Annotated in this window: 15 protein-coding genes; 8 read left to right on the top strand and 7 right to left on the bottom strand. The window is 70.6% G+C overall.

Features of this window, described 5'->3' with window-relative positions:
- Positions 1 to 27: 27 nt before the first annotated feature.
- Both dapC and fdxA read right to left on the bottom strand, forming a co-directional pair.
- Complete coding sequence (dapC, locus tag F4561_RS03340) at positions 28 to 1,143, bottom strand: succinyldiaminopimelate transaminase (protein ID WP_184574669.1); 1,116 nt, start codon at positions 1,141 to 1,143, stop codon at positions 28 to 30.
- 133 nt (positions 1,144 to 1,276) lie between these two features.
- Positions 1,277 to 1,603 carry a ferredoxin gene (gene fdxA / locus F4561_RS03335; RefSeq protein ID WP_184574667.1) on the bottom strand — a complete coding sequence of 109 codons (327 nt, stop codon included), beginning with the start codon at positions 1,601 to 1,603 and terminating at the stop codon, positions 1,277 to 1,279.
- Positions 1,604 to 1,778: 175 nt separating this feature from the next.
- Here fdxA and F4561_RS32260 point away from each other — a divergent pair, with 175 nt between their 5' ends.
- The 3 genes from F4561_RS32260 to F4561_RS03325 all read left to right on the top strand — a co-directional run bounded on the left by F4561_RS32260 (position 1,779) and on the right by F4561_RS03325 (position 4,876).
- On the top strand, positions 1,779 to 2,021 hold the full coding sequence (locus tag F4561_RS32260) for a putative acetyltransferase (protein WP_312885568.1): 243 nt from the start codon (positions 1,779 to 1,781) through the stop codon (positions 2,019 to 2,021).
- 93 nt (positions 2,022 to 2,114) lie between these two features.
- Positions 2,115 to 3,449 (top strand): hypothetical protein, encoded by a 1,335-nt coding sequence (locus tag F4561_RS03330; RefSeq protein WP_184574665.1) that lies wholly within the window; start codon positions 2,115 to 2,117, stop codon positions 3,447 to 3,449.
- Positions 3,450 to 3,847: 398 nt separating this feature from the next.
- A complete protein-coding gene (locus F4561_RS03325) occupies positions 3,848 to 4,876 on the top strand; it encodes a site-2 protease family protein (protein ID WP_184574663.1) in 1,029 nt (342 codons plus the stop codon).
- A 3-nt stretch (positions 4,877 to 4,879) separates the two neighbouring features.
- Here F4561_RS03325 and F4561_RS03320 read toward each other — a convergent pair whose 3' ends face one another.
- Both F4561_RS03320 and mshB read right to left on the bottom strand, forming a co-directional pair.
- Positions 4,880 to 5,392 carry a hypothetical protein gene (locus tag F4561_RS03320; protein ID WP_184574661.1) on the bottom strand — a complete coding sequence of 171 codons (513 nt, stop codon included), beginning with the start codon at positions 5,390 to 5,392 and terminating at the stop codon, positions 4,880 to 4,882.
- A gap of 79 nt (positions 5,393 to 5,471) precedes the next feature.
- Positions 5,472 to 6,323 (bottom strand): N-acetyl-1-D-myo-inositol-2-amino-2-deoxy-alpha-D-glucopyranoside deacetylase, encoded by an 852-nt coding sequence (mshB, locus tag F4561_RS03315; RefSeq protein WP_184574659.1) that lies wholly within the window; start codon positions 6,321 to 6,323, stop codon positions 5,472 to 5,474.
- Positions 6,324 to 6,426: 103 nt separating this feature from the next.
- On the opposite strand from mshB, the gene F4561_RS03310 reads away from it, so the two are divergent.
- The 5 genes from F4561_RS03310 (at position 6,427) to F4561_RS03290 (ending at position 12,503) form a co-directional block, all read left to right on the top strand.
- On the top strand, positions 6,427 to 8,622 hold the full coding sequence (locus F4561_RS03310; RefSeq protein WP_184574657.1) for a S9 family peptidase: 2,196 nt from the start codon (positions 6,427 to 6,429) through the stop codon (positions 8,620 to 8,622).
- A gap of 647 nt (positions 8,623 to 9,269) precedes the next feature.
- On the top strand, positions 9,270 to 10,346 hold the full coding sequence (locus F4561_RS03305) for a S1 family peptidase (protein WP_312885120.1): 1,077 nt from the start codon (positions 9,270 to 9,272) through the stop codon (positions 10,344 to 10,346).
- Between the two features lie 622 nt (positions 10,347 to 10,968).
- Positions 10,969 to 11,364, top strand: coding sequence for a DUF3054 domain-containing protein (locus F4561_RS03300; RefSeq protein WP_184574655.1), 396 nt, complete (start codon positions 10,969 to 10,971; stop codon positions 11,362 to 11,364).
- 75 nt (positions 11,365 to 11,439) lie between these two features.
- Positions 11,440 to 11,817: a hypothetical protein gene (locus F4561_RS03295; RefSeq protein WP_184574653.1), complete on the top strand. Its 378-nt coding sequence runs from the start codon at positions 11,440 to 11,442 to the stop codon at positions 11,815 to 11,817.
- Positions 11,818 to 11,846: 29 nt separating this feature from the next.
- Positions 11,847 to 12,503, top strand: a complete 657-nt coding sequence (locus F4561_RS03290) for a TrmH family RNA methyltransferase (RefSeq protein ID WP_184574651.1) — start codon at positions 11,847 to 11,849, stop codon at positions 12,501 to 12,503.
- 53 nt (positions 12,504 to 12,556) lie between these two features.
- Here the strand turns inward: F4561_RS03290 and F4561_RS03285 are convergent, their stop codons facing one another.
- Genes F4561_RS03285 through F4561_RS03275 form a run of 3 tightly spaced genes read right to left on the bottom strand, consistent with a single transcriptional unit; the run spans position 12,557 to position 15,954 of the window.
- Positions 12,557 to 13,306 carry a succinate dehydrogenase/fumarate reductase iron-sulfur subunit gene (locus tag F4561_RS03285; protein ID WP_184574649.1) on the bottom strand — a complete coding sequence of 250 codons (750 nt, stop codon included), beginning with the start codon at positions 13,304 to 13,306 and terminating at the stop codon, positions 12,557 to 12,559.
- Positions 13,303 to 15,243, bottom strand: a complete 1,941-nt coding sequence (locus F4561_RS03280; protein WP_184574647.1) for a fumarate reductase/succinate dehydrogenase flavoprotein subunit — start codon at positions 15,241 to 15,243, stop codon at positions 13,303 to 13,305. Before F4561_RS03280 ends, F4561_RS03285 begins: the two co-directional genes overlap by 4 nt.
- Entirely contained in the window at positions 15,244 to 15,954 is a 711-nt protein-coding gene (locus tag F4561_RS03275) for a succinate dehydrogenase cytochrome b subunit (RefSeq protein WP_184574645.1), read from the bottom strand. It lies immediately after the preceding gene.
- Between the last annotated feature and the right edge of the window lie 27 nt (positions 15,955 to 15,981).

Raw genomic sequence — 15,981 nt, 5'->3', positions numbered from 1 at the left:
ACACTGCGTTGGAAAGGACCGGAGCCCTCAGGAACGGTTGGTCAGCCGCTTGGCCGCCGCGGCGACCCGCTCGTCGGTGGCGGTGAAGGCCACCCGCACGTGCCGGGCGCCCGCGGGGCCGTAGAAGTCGCCGGGCGCGACCAGGATGCCCTGGTCGGCGAGCGCCGCCACGGACTCCCAGGCGTCGTGGTCGGGGTGCTCGGCCCACAGGTAAAGCCCGGCCTCGGAGTGCGTGGTAGCCCAACCGGCGCTCTCGAACGCGGCGCGCAGCCGCTCCCGGCGGGCGGCATAGCGCTCCTTCTGCTCGGCGGCGTGGGCGTCGTCGTCGAACGCCGCGCGCATGGCCGCCTGGACCGGGGCCGGCATGATCATCCCGGCGTGCTTGCGCACCTGGAGCAGTTCCTGGATCAGGTCGGGATCGCCGGTCACGGAGGCCGCGCGGTACCCGGCCAGGTTGGAGCGTTTCGACAACGAGTGCAGGGCAAGCAGCCCTTTGTGCGAACCGCCGCAGACATCGGGGTGCAGCACCGAGGTGGGGCGCACACCGTCCCACCCGAGGTCGATGTAGCACTCGTCGGACGCGACGATGCAGCCCCGTTCGCGCGCCCAGGCCACGATCTTGCGCAGATGGTCAACGGGCAGCACCCGGCCCGTGGGATTGGCCGGGGAGTTGATCCACAGCAGCGGCACCCGGGCGGGCCCGAGCGAGGTCAGTCCGTCGCTGGCCACCGGTGTCGCACCGGCGAGCCGGATACCGATGTCGTAGGTGGGGTAGGCGAGCTCCGGGTAGCCGACGGTGTCGCCCGGCCCCACGCCCAACAGCGTGGGCAGCCAGGCAACCAGCTCCTTCGAGCCGGACGTCGGCAAGGTGGCCGCCGGGTCAACCTCGACGCCGTGGCAGCGGGCCAACCACCCGGCGATCGCCGCACGCAAGGCGGGCGTGCCGTAGGTCGCGGGGTACCCCGGGGAGTTGGCGCCGTCGGCAAGCGCTGTGCGCAGAGGTTCCGGGACCGGGTCGACCGGTGTTCCGACCGAGAGGTCCACGATCCCGTCGGGATGCGCGGCCGCAACCTCCTTGTGCGGCGTCAGCTTGTCCCAGGGGAACTCCGGAAGCCGGTCTCGTGCACCGTGTCGCCCGGTCATGTGGTCAGCTCCCGTTCATCGCACCATCGCAGTCGCCGCCGCGACGGGCCGTGCCCGGACTCCGGGACACGGAACGCGACGTGCCTTCCGGCGGCCGCGCACCACCGCACGGCCGCCACGCTAGTCCGTTTCGCTACTCGTCGCCCTGCTGCGGCGGGAGTTCGGCGACCACGGGGTGGTCCTTATCGATTTGTCCCACTTTGGAGGCGCCGCCGGGCGAGCCGATGTCGTCGAAGAACTCGACGTTCGCTTTGTAGTAGCTCGACCACTGGTCCGGGAGGTCGTCCTCGTAGTAGATGGCCTCCACAGGGCACACCGGTTCGCAGGCGCCGCAGTCGACGCACTCGTCCGGGTGGATGTAGAGCATGCGCTTGCCCTCGTAGATGCAGTCGACAGGGCATTCCTCGATGCACGCTTTGTCGAGCAGATCGACGCAGGGCTGCGCGATGACGTAGGTCACGCCGTACTCTCCTCTTCGGTCTTCGCCACGTGGATCGCGTGTAACTGCCTGGGCTGTCACATAGCCTGGACAATGCCAGGGTCCGGCTCGCGGGCTCGCCGGACATCCGACACGCGATTCGCTCTTTCCAGTATTACGCCGCCTGGGCGATCGTGCGTAATTGGGGGTCGATCCAGTGGGGTACGTAGCGCGTCTCAGCACCGAGGTAACCCCCGACCATGTCGGCCGACGCGCCACCTTACGCGTCCAACTGCCCGACGGCCGTTTCCGGGATATCGTCGGTGTGCTGGAATCTTGGCGCGATGGTGTCATTACAGTGCGGAAACGTGACAACAGTGTGGCAGACGTCACCGCCAATGATGTGGTTGCGAGTAGGATCGTTCCGCAGCACCCACCACGTCGTCGCACGCGGGAGTGACGCGGCACGGCGAGTCGGACGGACGGACGACGGTAACTCCAGCGAACGGCGCCTGATCACCGGACGGACAAGGGGAGGTGGCAAAGCCAAACTATGCAGGAGGCCATCGCGTCCGCCCTAGCCCAGCTGGCACGCCTAGACGTCAAGGCCGCCCAAGTGGCGGAGAACGCCCTGACGACCCTGACCGCGGGCGGCGGTCTGGAGTCACTCTCCCAGTACCGCGTGCAGGAGTTCTGCTGGTACGTGCTGCCGGTCCGGTTCACCGCCGACTCCGGCGACCGCGACTTCGCGGCACGGTCCCTTGGACACGTGTTCACCCTGCTGAACCTCGAACGCTACGCCGATCTCTGCACGTCGCACGCGACCGAGCGGGTCCTGCACGCCTACTCCATCAGCCACGAGACCGGGCTGTGCGCCTACCGCCGCGCCATGCGGGCCTCCGGCGTCGAGCCGCCCGACCTCACCGAGCTCACCTGGGGCACGGCGCTGGGCACCGCCGAGATCGACGCCTACCAGGCCACGTCGGCGGCGCTGGAGCTGGCCATCGCCCTGGAGGACGTCCGCCCCGGTGCCCGCGGCTGGCGCACGGCACAGGCGCAGCACGCCCACGCGTTCCTCACCCAGCCCGACCAGCAAGGGCGCAGCCACCTCGACCGCGTCCGCGAGGAACGGGTCCGCAACTGGCTGGGCTCGCCCTCGCACCCGCACCGCCAGCAGTTGTGGCCGCTCCTCGGCCAGATCATCGCGGGCGCCGAACCCCCGCCCAACGCCGCCGGCGCGCTAGCCCCGGTACGCCGACTGCTCGACTACGCCGACGAGGGCATCGGCCTCACCCAGATCGGCTACATCTCCCCCACTGCGGTCCGCGAGCTGTGCGCGGAGTTCGACTGGTCCAGCTCCCCCTCACCCGCTCGCAGTGAGACCGACGTCATGCAGCTCATCGCGCTGCACAAGCTGCTGCGCACGATGCGGGCGGTCCGACGCTCCGGCCGGCGGCTGGTGCTGACCCGGCGCGGGCGGCGGCTGCACGGCGACACCGACGCGCTGTGGCGCGCGGTGGCCGAGGGTGTGCTCGACACCGACGGGTTCGAGCAGGCCGCCGCCGAGACCCTGCTCGGGCTGCTGCTCGTGCGCTTGCCCCGGCCTACGGGCAACCATGCCCGCGATGACGACGCCGACATCACCAGCGACGCCCGGCTCATCCTGGCCGACGCCGGCTGGGCCGGTGCGGATTCCGACGACGGTCCCGAGACCCAGCAGTTGCAGTCGGTCCTGATCAACGCCACCTGGCTGCTCGAAACCCTGGGCTTCATCGCCGGCCGGGACCAAGCGGGCGAGGGCGGGCCGCAGTACCTGACCAAGGCCGGCCGCGCGTTCGCGCTCACCGCGACCCACCTCTCCGCGACAGCGCCCGCCACCTCGATCTAGTAGTACTTCGTCCGGTGCCTGAGGTTCGTGGGGCTGGGCGTTGGCCGTGCGGATCCGGTTCCTTCACGAGCCCGTGGCGTTCCGCGGCTTTCCCGCCCGGCCCGCGCCGGAGCGGCAATGGGACCACGCCGGGGTGGGGTGCGGCAATGGGGCACCCCGTGAGCGAAGCGAGAGGGGTGCCAGCTTGCCGCGGAGCGCACGGTGTAGCGTCCGCTCGGCGGCAAGCTGGCTCACTCGCTGCGCTCACTCCGCCCCATTGCCGCAACACCCGGGGGAGCTCCGCCCCCTCACCACACCCCGCGCCAGGTCACCGGCGCGGCCCCATAGCCTGGGATGCACAACCCCGGGCGCCCGGCGCCCGGTCGCTACCACACCCGTCGAACAGCCGCAGGAGCAGCATGCCCACGCCTGAGCCGGTGGAGGCGGACCCGAGCGCCGACTCCAACGCCGACCGGAACGGCGCCCTGGACCCCACGGAGTCCGAGAGCCGCACCACACCCGCGCCGGGAGTGGGCGCGCCGGACTCCACCGGCGGGACAGCCGGGGAAGCCCTCCAGGACGGCACGGACACCCCCGCGGACCCGCCGGACTCGGGCGACGCGCCAGAGGCCGCCGCCACCGCCGCGGAACCCGGCAGCGACGCGCCGTCCCGGACGGACCTGCTGCCCAGCCCGCTCATCGTGCTGCTGCTCGGCATCACGGGGCTCGCCGGCTGGCTCTCCTGGACCCGGGCCGAGCTGGACTGGGGCAGCGACGGCAGCACCGTGTACCTGCCCTTCGTGTTCGTACTGAGCGGCTGGATCGTCTCGGTCGCGCTGCACGAGTTCGCGCACGCGGCGCTCGCGTACCGCTTCGGGGACCGCGCCCTGCGCGGCTCCGGCTACCTCCGGCTCAACCCGTTCCGGTTCCGCGAGCTGTTCGCCAACCTCGTGCTGCCGGTGGCTTTCCCCATTCTGGGCGCGATCGGGCTGACCGGCCCGGCAAGCTACCTCGACCACACGGCGGTTCCCGGCCGGGGCAGGCGCACGCTGGTCGCGCTGGCCGGACCGGCGACCAGCCTGCTGCTCGCGGCGATCCTCGCGGGCGTCGTCAGCACACTGATCGAGCCCGAGGCGCGCACCAACAACTGGGCGCTGGCCGGCCTGATGTACCTGTGCTACCTGAACCTCACCACGGCGCTGGTCTCCCTGCTGCCGGTTCCGGGCCTCGACGGTTTCGACGCCGTCGCGCCGTACCTCCCGGAGCGCGCTGTCCGGCGCGGCCGCGCCGTTGCCCTGTTCGGCGTGATCGCGGTCTTCGGCGTGCTCTGGTTCCCCCAGGTGAACACGGCTTTCATCGGCCTGATGCTGCACGTGCTCGCGCTGGCCGGGTTCCCCCAGATCGACGTCAACCTGGGCATGGTGGTCTTCCAGTTCTGGGGGCTCTGACAGCTACCGGGCCGTGCCGGTGCGGCCGCCCGCGGCAGACCCTGACTGGTCCGGAGGAGGGTCACTCAGCAATGTGGCGAACGTCACCGCCACGATCGCGCCGATGTGGAAGACCCCGTTGAAGATGGTCCCCACGAGCTCAATGTCGCCGTAGAAGGTGAAGGTGAGCCCGGCCGCCACCCAACCCAGGGCGGGCAGCCCGGCGCCCAGGCGCGAGCCCATCGCCCAGGCGGCTGCCCGGCATCCCGCGAACAACAACGCGAGGAAGACGACCAGCCCCAGCCCGGCGAGCAGCATGCCGAGCGTTCCGGCCCCCCAGAGCCACGAGAGCCAGCCGCCCGCCAGACCGCACACGACCCCCGCGACGAACCCGAGGAGAAACAGGGCCACGTACCCGGCCCACGTGATACTGGTGTCCACCAGTGAGTGCGCTCGCCGGCCGTCCGGGCCGGACGACCCCGACGGGTCGCGCGGCGCGGATCCGGACGCGGACGAGGACGATACGGACGCGTTCACATTCGCAGCCTACTTCTCTCGCGGCTCGCTGCCGCGGCCTCCCCGCCGAGCGGCGCCGGTCGGGGCCCACCGGTTGGGGTCAACCGAACAGGTCCGTCTCGACACCGTCGGCGCCGGGCCGCAATGAGGGACCGCGCAGCAGGGTGAAGTACTCGACGGCGTCGATCTCCTGGGCGATGCCGTTGGACAGGGCGAACCGCTCGCCCTCGACGGTGATCTGGGTGGCGTGCGCGCGCATGGCCAGCGCCTTGGCCGGCCAGTGGACGCCGGCGTCGATACGGGTGGTGACGAGGTGGTCGGGCGTTCCCGGCGCGATGTCCTGGACGGACGCGGGCGGCGTGAACGAGCCCGAGGCGTATCGCAGCCGCTCGACCCGTTCCTGGAGCACCGACGTGGGCTGGACGACCGCGTAGAGCTTGCGGGTCTGCCAGGGTGTGCCCGGCAGGGAGCGCTCGGCGGCCTTGCCGAAGGCCCGGACGGCGACACGGTGCGCCTGGATGTGGTCCGGGTGCCCGTAGCCGCCGTTGCTGTCGTAGCTGACCATGGCGTCCGGCTGCACCTCGCGCACGATTACCGCGAGCCGGCGCGCCGCCTCCTCGACATCGGCGCGCCAGAAGGCCCGGTCGTCGTCGTTGGACGGCGCGCCCATCATCCCGGAGTCGCGGTAGTGCCCGGGCCCGCCCAGGAAACGGTGGTCGCGCACCCCCAGGTTCCGGCACGCCTTGGCCAGCTCACCGATCCGGTGCTTGCCCAGCGCGTCCCCCGACAGGTGCGCCAGCTCGGGCGGGATGATCTCGCCCTCTTCACCGAGCGTGCACGTGACGAGGGTGACCCCGGCGCCCTCGGCCGCGTACTTGGCCATGGTCGCTCCCGTGACGATGCTTTCGTCGTCCGGGTGGGCGTGCACCAGGAGCAACCGCCGATCCGTCATGGGGTTGACGATACCCGGATCGGTGCCCGGGTTCCTCCCTCTTTGCGGCAAGTCGTGCGACACATCTCCGCGGCCGGGCGGCCGAATGCGCCACAATCGACGTATGAGCTTTCCTCGGCAGCAGGCCCGCACCCGGCGGTTCACCCTTGGCGTTCCCCGCGCGTTCCGGATCTCCCCGGACGGCCGGCGAGTGGCCTTCCTCAGAGGCCGGCACGGCACCGACCCCGCCGCCTGCCTGTGGACCCTGGACCTCGGCAGCGAGCACGAGCGGGTGGTCGCGGACCCCCGCTCGATCAGCGCGGACGACGAGGACCTGCCCGCCGAAGAGCGCGCCCGCCGCGAGCGGCTGCGCGAGAGTGGCAGCGGAATCGTCTCCTACACGGTCGACCACTCCCTCACCCGCGCGTCGTTCACCCTGTCCGGGCGGTTGTACTGCGTCGACCTCGACGGCACCGACGAAGACAGCGCGCCCCGTGAGCTGCCCGCGGCCCACCCGGTCGTCGACCCGGTGATCTGCCCGCTCGGCAGGACCGTCGCCTACGTCAGCGGCGGGGCACTGCACACGATCGACGTCGAGAGCGGGCGCGACCGGGTGCTCGCCGAACCCGACGGGGAGAACGTCACCTGGGGGTTGGCCGAGTTCATCGCCGCCGAGGAGATGAGCCGGTTCCGCGGCATGTGGTGGGCGCCCGACGGCTCCGCGCTGCTCGCCACCCGGGTGGACGACAGCGCCGTGACGCGCTGGACCATCAGCGACCCGGGTACGCCGGAGGCCGCGCCCCGGACCATGGCCTATCCCGCGGCGGGGACCGCCAACGCCGACGTCCGCCTCGCGGTGTTCCCGGTCCCGCCCGCCGGAGAGCCGCACGACCCGGTCGAGCCCCGGTGGGTCGAGTGGGACCGGGCGACGCTGCCGTACCTGGCGCGCGCCGGATGGACCAATCACGGCAGCCCCACCATCGTGTTCAGCGCGCAGAGCCGCGACCAGCGCACCCTGACCGTGTTCCGGGCGGACCCCGCCACGGGGCGCAGCACCGAGTTGCGCACCGACACCGACGAGGTGTGGGTGGAGATCATGTCCGGCGTCCCGGCGTTCACCGCCCGCGGCGAGCTCGTGTGGATCGGCCCCGACGAGACGGGAGCGGCACGTGAGCGCCGCCTGTTCGTGGGCGACCGCGAGGTGGCCCCGCGCGACCACTACATCCGGTCGGTGGTCGACGTCGACGGCGAGTACATCCTCTACTCCGCCTCGCCCGACGGAGCGCCGGCGACGGTCGCGCTGTGGCTGCTGGATCTGAAGGCCGGCTCCAGCACGCCAGTAGGGCTTCCCGGGATGACCGGTGAGGGCGTGCACTCCGGACGCATGCGTGGCGGCACCGTTGTCGTGCAACGCCGCGACCTGGCATCGACCGCCGTCCGCACAGCCGCCCTCCGCGACGTGACCACCGCGGAACAGCCCCCCGCCACCGGGATCGCGAGCCTGGCCGAGAAGCCGGAACTTCCCGCGCCCCGGGTGCGGATGTGGCACGCGGGCGAGCGCGGCATCCCCACGGCGCTGGTGCTGCCGTCCTGGTACAAGCCGAGCTCGGAGCCGCTGCCAGTGCTGGTCGACCCGTACGGCGGTCCGCACGCCCAGCGCGTGCTCGCCGCCGGCTCCGGCTACCTCACGTCGCAGTGGTTCGCCGAACAGGGGTTCGCCGTCCTGATCGCCGACGGACGGGGCACACCGGGAGTCGGGCTGCGGTGGGAGCACGCCGTCAACGGCGACCTTGCGACACCCGTCCTGGACGACCAGGTCAGCGCGCTCCACGATGCCGCTGAGCGCTTCGGCGGCCTCGACCTGACGCGGGTGGGAATCCGCGGCTGGTCCTTCGGCGGCTACCTGGCGGCCCTCGCGGTCCTGCGCCGACCCGACGTCTTCCACGCGGCGGTCGCGGGAGCCCCGGTTACCGACTGGCGCCTCTACGACACCCACTACACGGAGCGCTACCTCGGGTTGCCGGACACCGGAGACAGCTACGAACGGAGCTCCCTGCTGGCGGACGCGCCGGAGCTGTGCCGGCCGCTGATGCTCATCCACGGGCTGGCCGACGACAACGTCGTGTTCGCGCACTCGCAGCGCCTGTCGACGGCCCTGCTCGCCGCTGGCAGGCCGCACACGGTGCTGCCGCTGTCCGGAATCACGCACATGCCGTCGGAGGAGACCACCGCCGAGAACCTGCTGCTCCTCCAGATCGAGTTCCTGCGCGACTCGCTTCGGCGCGACTCCGATGTCAGGGAGCCGGGGCACCCGGAGTAAGCGGGCAGTCACCGCGGCGGCGTTGGCCGCGGATCACCCGGATCGACACTGGGACGCCTCTCGGCGTCCACCGCTCGACACGGCGACACACCCATGCGCCGTGGCCGCGATGTGTGTCTAACGGGATCACCCAAAAACCCGACATAATTCGCATAACACTCATAATTTCGTGGGATCGCACAAGTAGACCGAGTCCCCACCACCTGACCGGATCCGGACGCTTTACTCCCCTTGCGGCATTCGTGTTCGGATGTATGCGCTCATCCGGTCGAATCGGCGGAACTCCCGATCACTTCGGCTTTCGCTCCACGCGGTATCGCCCGCGCCGCACCCCCCGCGAACGCCGCTCCGGTCGATCGCGGCGTCTGCCGTTATCCACCCCCAAAGATCGGTCTGTTCCCGGCAATGGGCAATGACTTAGGGTTTCGAATCGTTTACTGAAAGATTGGTAGACACCGGCCGCAGACCGGTCCCAAAAGGGCCGTCTGCGTCCCGGGGCCCGCGTTGAGTCCCCGCTCATCAACGCGGATCCCGCCCTTGCTCACCCCCAAGGAAAGGGCAGGAAATTGCGAACACCCCCCGTCTCATTCCGATCGATCGCAAGCGGTCTCCTCGCGTTCGGCCTGGCGGCCACCGGAGTCGTCGGCGTGACGTCGAGCACCGCGTCCGCCGCCGAACCCTCCACCGCCCAGGGGACGGCCCAGGAGCTTGCCAGTGCCATGGAGCGCGATCTGGGACTGACCTCCGCTGAGGCCCAAGAGCGTCTCGACCACGAGTCCGAGGCCCGCTCGATCAACAGCGAGCTCCGATCCGAGCTGGGCGACTCCTGGGCGGGCAGCTTCTTCGACGGCGACAGCGGCGAGCTCACGGTCGCGGTCACCGACGACGCCGCCACCGACACCATCGCCTCCGCCGGGGCCAACCCCGAGGTCGTCTCGTACAGCGAAGACGAGCTCAACGCCATCGTCGCCGACCTCGACGCGCAGGGCTCCCAGACCGGCGACGGCATCGCCGGCTGGTACCCCGACTCCGAGGCCAACGCCGTGGTGGTCGAGGTCCTGGAGGGCCAAGAGGCGGCGGCCGAGGACCTGGTCGCCGAGGCCGGGGTCGATCCCGGCGCCGTCGAGGTGGCGCAGACCAGCGAGCAACCGCGGCTCTACGCCGACATCGTCGGCGGCAACCCCTACGAGATCGCTGGCACCGGTCTCTGCTCCGTCGGCTTCGCCGTCGAGGGCGGTTTCGTAACCGCCGGCCACTGCGGATCAGCCGGCACCAACGTCGCCAGCCAGGACGGCAGCGGCACCGGCACGGTGGCCAACTCGCAGTTCCCCGGCGCCGATATGGGACACGTCGCGGCCGACTCCAACTGGGTCCCGACCCCCGCCGTGAACGACTACGAGGGCGGCACGATCAGCGTCGCCGGAAGCCAGGAATCCCCCGTGGGCGCGTCAGTCTGCCGCTCCGGTACCACCACCGGGTTCCACTGCGGCGAGATCCGGGCCAAGGGCCAGACCGTGCAGTACGCCGAGGGTCAGGTACAGAACCTCACCCGGACCAACGTCTGCGCGGAGCCCGGTGACTCCGGCGGCTCCTGGCTCACCGACAACCAGGCCCAGGGCGTCACCTCCGGCGGCTCGGGCAACTGCACCATCGGTGGGATCACGTTCTTCCAGCCCATCGGGCCGATCCTGGACGAGTTCGGGCTCACCCTCGTCACAAGCTAACGCCACCGACACCCAGAAAGCCGTCCCCGGCGCCTGCCACGCGGGCTGCCGGGGACTTCGCGTGTGCGACCGGGCAGCAGATGGTCCGGGGTAGCGCCCATCGCGGCGGTGGGCTCATGGTGGCGCTTCCAGCGAGGGCAGCGAGGACGGCGGATGGGCCATCCCCCCAGTAATCGCTCCTGGTGCCCGATGGTGACGCAACCAACGGGGGGCGGCGAGGACGGGGGCAGCGGGAGTGTCCGTGGCGTCATTCTCGGCGCTGAACATGTCCGCACAGTCAGTTTCGGTGCGGTGGCCGGCCCCGCACGCCCGCTATTTCCGGATTGTGGGCACCCTTCGCGCCCCCGCCGCCTGTTGGGGGCGCCACCATCGGGCACCCGTACCGACCACCCGCGGGCTGGCCCCTCCGTTGCCTTCGCTGCCCCGTCGCGTGCGCCACCATCAGCGGCCAGCGCCGGACGAACGTGGCCCCATCCCAGGGCACTCGCCCTCACACCGAAAACACCGAAACTCGACCGCGCGATGAAGGAACGGACTCCGCAAGATCGGCGCTGAGCCTGCGCTATCGGGAGCACTGTGGACGGGACGCGATGCCTCCGATCACACCCGCTAACCTGGCACTATGCGCCCATCCCTGACTCCCGCGGCCGCCGCGTTGGACCTCCTTTGCGTTCTGGCCTTCGTCGCCGTCGGGCGGGCGGAGCACCACGGGAGCAACATCCTGTCCGGCCTCGCCGCCACGGCGTGGCCGTTCGCGGCCGCCCTGCTCGCGGGGTGGCTCATCGCCCGGGCCTGGCGGGCTCCCGTCTGGATCGTGCCAACGGGGATCGTCGTATGGGGGGTCACCGTGGTCGGGGGCATGCTGCTGCGCGTCCTCGGTGGCGGCGGCACGCAGCTCTCCTTCGTCGTCGTCACCGCCCTGTTCCTCGGCGCCACCATGCTGGGCTGGCGCGCGGCCGCCCTGCTGGTCGGACGACGGCGCAGAACCCGGCGCCCCGGCTCCCGCCAGGCCACATGACCGGATTCGGACTGGCGGCCGCGCGGGGGGCTGCGGCACTATGGAGGCTGTCCGTCCGCGAACCCGGGAGCCCCCATGGTCGACGACGTAACGATCGCGATCGCCACCGCCGTCGCCGGTAAGATCGCCGAATCCGTGACCAGGGGCGGCATCGACGGCGTGAAGGCCCTGCGCCGCCTCCTCCGCGACCGCTTCAGCGACCGCCCCAAGGCCCGGGAAGCGCTCGACGCCGCCCGCGACGACGACGGCGAGGACGCCGACGTGGTACGGACGCTGGCCGAGCACATCGACGCCGTGCGGGCCCAGGACCCCGAGATCGAACGGCTCTTCGAGACGCTGCGACCGGAGTTCACCAGCGGCCGGGGCGACGTGCACAACACGATCGTCGGCGACGTCTCGGGCACGGCCATCCAGGCCCGCGACATCGAGGGCGGGCTGAACATCGGTCGGTGAGCCGCGCCCGGTGACCTAGGCTTGACGACGTGAGTGAGCAGGTCACCCCCGCAACCGGAGCCGACCCCGGCAACGGCCAGCCGATCGGCGTCGGGCCGTGGCAGGGCCCATGGCCGGAGGCGGACCACTACGACCCCGAACTACTCGCCCAGGGCGACCGGCGCAACGTCGTCGACCAGTACCGGTACTGGCGGCACGAGGCGATCGTCGCCGACCTCGACAGCCGGCGCCACCCGTTCCATGTGGCCATCGAGAACTGGGAGCACGACTTCAACATCGGCTCGGTCGTGCGCACCGCCAACGCGTTCGGCACGCGTGCGGTGCACATCGTGGGGCGCCGCAGGTGGAACCGGCGCGGCGCCATGGTCACCGACCGCTACCAGCACGTGTACCACCACCCCGAAACCACCGCGCTCCTCGACTGGGCCGGCGAACGCGAGCTGCCGGTAGTGGGCATCGACAACCTGCCCGGTGCGCGTCCGCTGGAGACCTACCCCCTGCCGCGCGCCTGTGTGCTGCTGTTCGGCCAGGAGGGCCCAGGGCTCTCGCCGGAGGCCCGCGAGGCGTGCGAGGCGGTGCTCTCCATCGCCCAGTTCGGCTCCACCCGGTCGATCAACGCCGGTGCCGCGGCCGCCATCGCGATGCACGCGTGGGTGCGCGCCCACGTGTTCGGCCAGCAAATGTAAGCCGCCCGCGCCCGAGGGATTCCCCGGCCGGGCGCGGGCGGCCGCTCGTGTCCCTACTCGGCCGACCCGGTAGCCAGCGATCCCAGCAGGTCGCGGTTCAACTGGGAGATCGTGTCGAGTGGGATTCCCTTGGGGCACACCGCGGCGCACTCGCCAATGTTGGTGCAGCCGCCGAACTCTTCCTCGTCGTGCTGGTTCAGCATCTGCACCACGCGGGCCTCCCGTTCGGGCTGGCCCTGCGGCACCGCGCCCAGGTGGGTCACCTTGGCCGCGGTGAACAGCATTCCGGAGGCGTTCGGGCAGGCGGCGACGCAGGCGCCGCAGCCGATGCAGGTGGCCGCGTCGAACGCCCGATCGGCGTCGCCCTTGGGTACCGGCATCGCGTGGGCGTCGGGCGCGGACCCCGTGGGCGCGCTGATGTACCCGCCGGCCTGGATGATGCGGTCGAACGCCCCCCGGTCCACGACCAGGTCCTTGACCACGGGGAACGCCTTTGCGCGCCACGGTTCGACGGTGATGGTGTCGCCGTCGTTGAAGCTGCGCATGTGCAACTGGCAGGTTGTCGTGGTCTCCGGACCGTGCGCGACACCGTCGATCACGACACCGCAGGCTCCGCAGATACCCTCGCGGCAGTCATGGTCGAAGGCCACCGGCTCCTCGCCCGCCAGCGTGAGCTTCTCGTTGAGGACGTCGAGCATCTCCAGGAACGACATGTCGGCAGACACGTCCTCGACCTGGTAGGTGACCATCCGGCCCTCGTCACCGGAGCTCCGCTGACGCCAAACGCGCAGAGTGATGTTCACTTGTAACTCCGCTGCTTCATCTCGACGTACTCGTAGGTCAGGTCTTCCTTGCGCAGTACCGGCGGCCGGCCCGTTCCGCTGAACTGCCAGGCGGCGACGTAGCCGAAGTTCCCGTCGTCGCGCAGTGCCTCGCCGTCCTCGGTCTGGCTCTCCGCGCGGAAGTGCCCACCGCACGACTCGCGGCGGTGCAGCGCGTCGATGCACATCAGCTCGGCCAGCTCGAAGAAGTCGGCCACCCGGCCGGCCTTCTCCAGCGCCTGGTTCAGCTCGTCGTTGGAGCCGAGGACCCGGACGTTGCGCCAGAACTCGGTGCGCAGCTCGCGGATGCGTTCGAGGGCCTTGCGCAGGCCCTCCTCGCTGCGCTCCATGCCGCAGTAGTCCCACATGAGCTGGCCGAGCTCCTTGTGGAAGGAGTCCACAGTGCGCTCACCGTTGATGGACAGCAGGGTGTCGATGCGCTCCCGCACCGCCTCGGCCGCCTCCTTGGCCTCCGGGGTGTTCTCGTCGAGCTTCTCGAACGGCCCGTCGGCGAGGTAGTCGTTGATGGTGTTGGGAAGCACAAAATAGCCGTCGGCCAGGCCCTGCATGAGCGCGCTCGCCCCCAGCCGGTTGGCGCCGTGGTCGGAGAAGTTGGCCTCACCGGTCACGAACAGGCCCGGAATGGAGCTCTGCAGGTCGTAGTCCACCCACACCCCGCCCATGGTGTAGTGCACCGCGGGGTAGATGCGCATCGGGACCTCGTAGGGGTTCTCGCCGGTGATGCGCTGGTACATGTCGAAGAGGTTGCCGTACTTCGCCTCGACGGCCGGGCGGCCCATCCGCTTGATGGCGTCGGCGAAGTCCAGGTAGACGCCCAGCCCGCCGGGGCCGACACCGCGGCCCTCGTCGCAGACGTTCTTCGCGGCGCGCGAGGCGATGTCGCGCGGGACCAGGTTGCCGAAGGCGGGGTAACGGCGCTCCAAGTAGTAGTCGCGCTCGTCGTCGGGGATCTCGCGCGGGTCGCGCGCGTCCCCGCCCTCCTTGGGGACCCAGATCCGGCCGTCGTTCCGCAGCGACTCGCTCATCAGCGTGAGCTTGGACTGGTAGTCGCCGCTGACCGGGATGCACGTGGGGTGGATCTGGGTGTAGCACGGGTTCGCGAAGAGCGCGCCCTTGCGGTGCGCCCGCCACGACGCCGTGACGTTGCACCCCATGGCGTTGGTGGAGAGGTAGAAGACGTTGCCGTACCCGCCGGAGGAGAGCACCACAGCGTCGGCGAAGTGCGTCTCGATCTCACCGGTGACCATGTCGCGGGCGATGATCCCGCGGGCGCGGCCGTCGACGACGATGAGTTCCAGCATCTCGTGCCGGGTGTTCATCTCCACCGTTCCGGCCGCGACCTGCCGCTCCAGGGCCTGGTAGGCGCCGATCAGCAGTTGCTGGCCTGTCTGGCCCCGCGCGTAGAAGGTGCGGGACACCTGGACACCGCCGAAGGAGCGGTTGTCGAGCAGCCCGCCGTACTCGCGCGCGAACGGCACGCCCTGCGCCACGCACTGGTCGATGATCTCAACGCTGACCTGGGACAGCCGGTACACGTTGGACTCGCGCGAGCGGAAGTCGCCGCCCTTGACGGTGTCGTAGAACAGCCGGTGCACGCTGTCGCCGTCGTTGCGGTAGTTCTTCGCGGCGTTGATCCCGCCCTGCGCGGCGATGCTGTGCGCCCGCCGCGGGCTGTCCTGGTAGCAGAACGACTTCACCTCGTACCCGGCCTCGCCGAGCGTGGCGGCGGCGGAGGCTCCGGCCAGCCCGGTGCCGACGATGATGACCGACAGCTTGCGCCGGTTCGCCGGGTTGACCAGCTTCGCGGAGAAGCGGCGGTTGTCCCAGCGCTCCTGGATCGGACCCGCGGGCGCCTTCTCGTCGCGGATGGGGTCGCCTTCGATGTACAGCTCGGCCATTTAGCTCACCAGCCCGAGGAGAATGGAGAACGGCGGGATCAGGAACCCGACCGTGATGATCGTCGCGATCGCGGCCGCGGTGGTGCGCAGTGCCCGTTCCCGGCCGGCCCGGTTGGCGCCGAGAGTTGCCAGCGCGCTCCAGATCCCGTGCCAGAGGTGGTACCCAACCGCGAGCACCGCGACCACGTAACTGAGCACCACCCACCAGATCGAGAAGCCGTTCACCACCCGCTCGTAGGGGCTGGCGGACGCTCCGCCCGGAGCGATGTCATTGGTGGTCAGGTGCAGCAGGTGGTAGACGACGAAGAGGACGATGATGACGCCGCCCCACCGCATCGTCTGGGTCGCGTAACGGCGCACGGGCGACTGGGCGCTCTTGCGTACCGCGTAGCGCTGCCCGGCCGGGCGGGCGCGGGCGGCGCGCGCCCACAACACGACCGCGGCATAGGCGTGCACCAGCACACTCGCGAGCAGGACCACGCGGATGATCCAGAGCGCGCCGCCGTGCGGGAGCATCGGCTCGCCCAGCTCGCGGAGGTGGTGCGAGTAGTCGTCGAACGCCTGCTGGCCACCGAAGATCAGCAGGTTGCCGTACATGTGCGCGACCAGGAACAGCACCAGGACCGCACCGGTGACCGCCATCGCGGACTTGAGGGCCACCGAGGACCGGAACGCCGCTGATCGCTGCTTGGTCAGGGGAATGTTCGCCACAAGTTGTCACTTTAAGTTCGCCTTATC

Origin of the sequence: Lipingzhangella halophila, assembly GCF_014203805.1 — a bacterium.
Classification (GTDB): Bacteria; Actinomycetota; Actinomycetes; order Streptosporangiales; family Streptosporangiaceae; genus Lipingzhangella; species Lipingzhangella halophila.
This window is presented reverse-complemented; position numbering and strand designations above follow the sequence as displayed.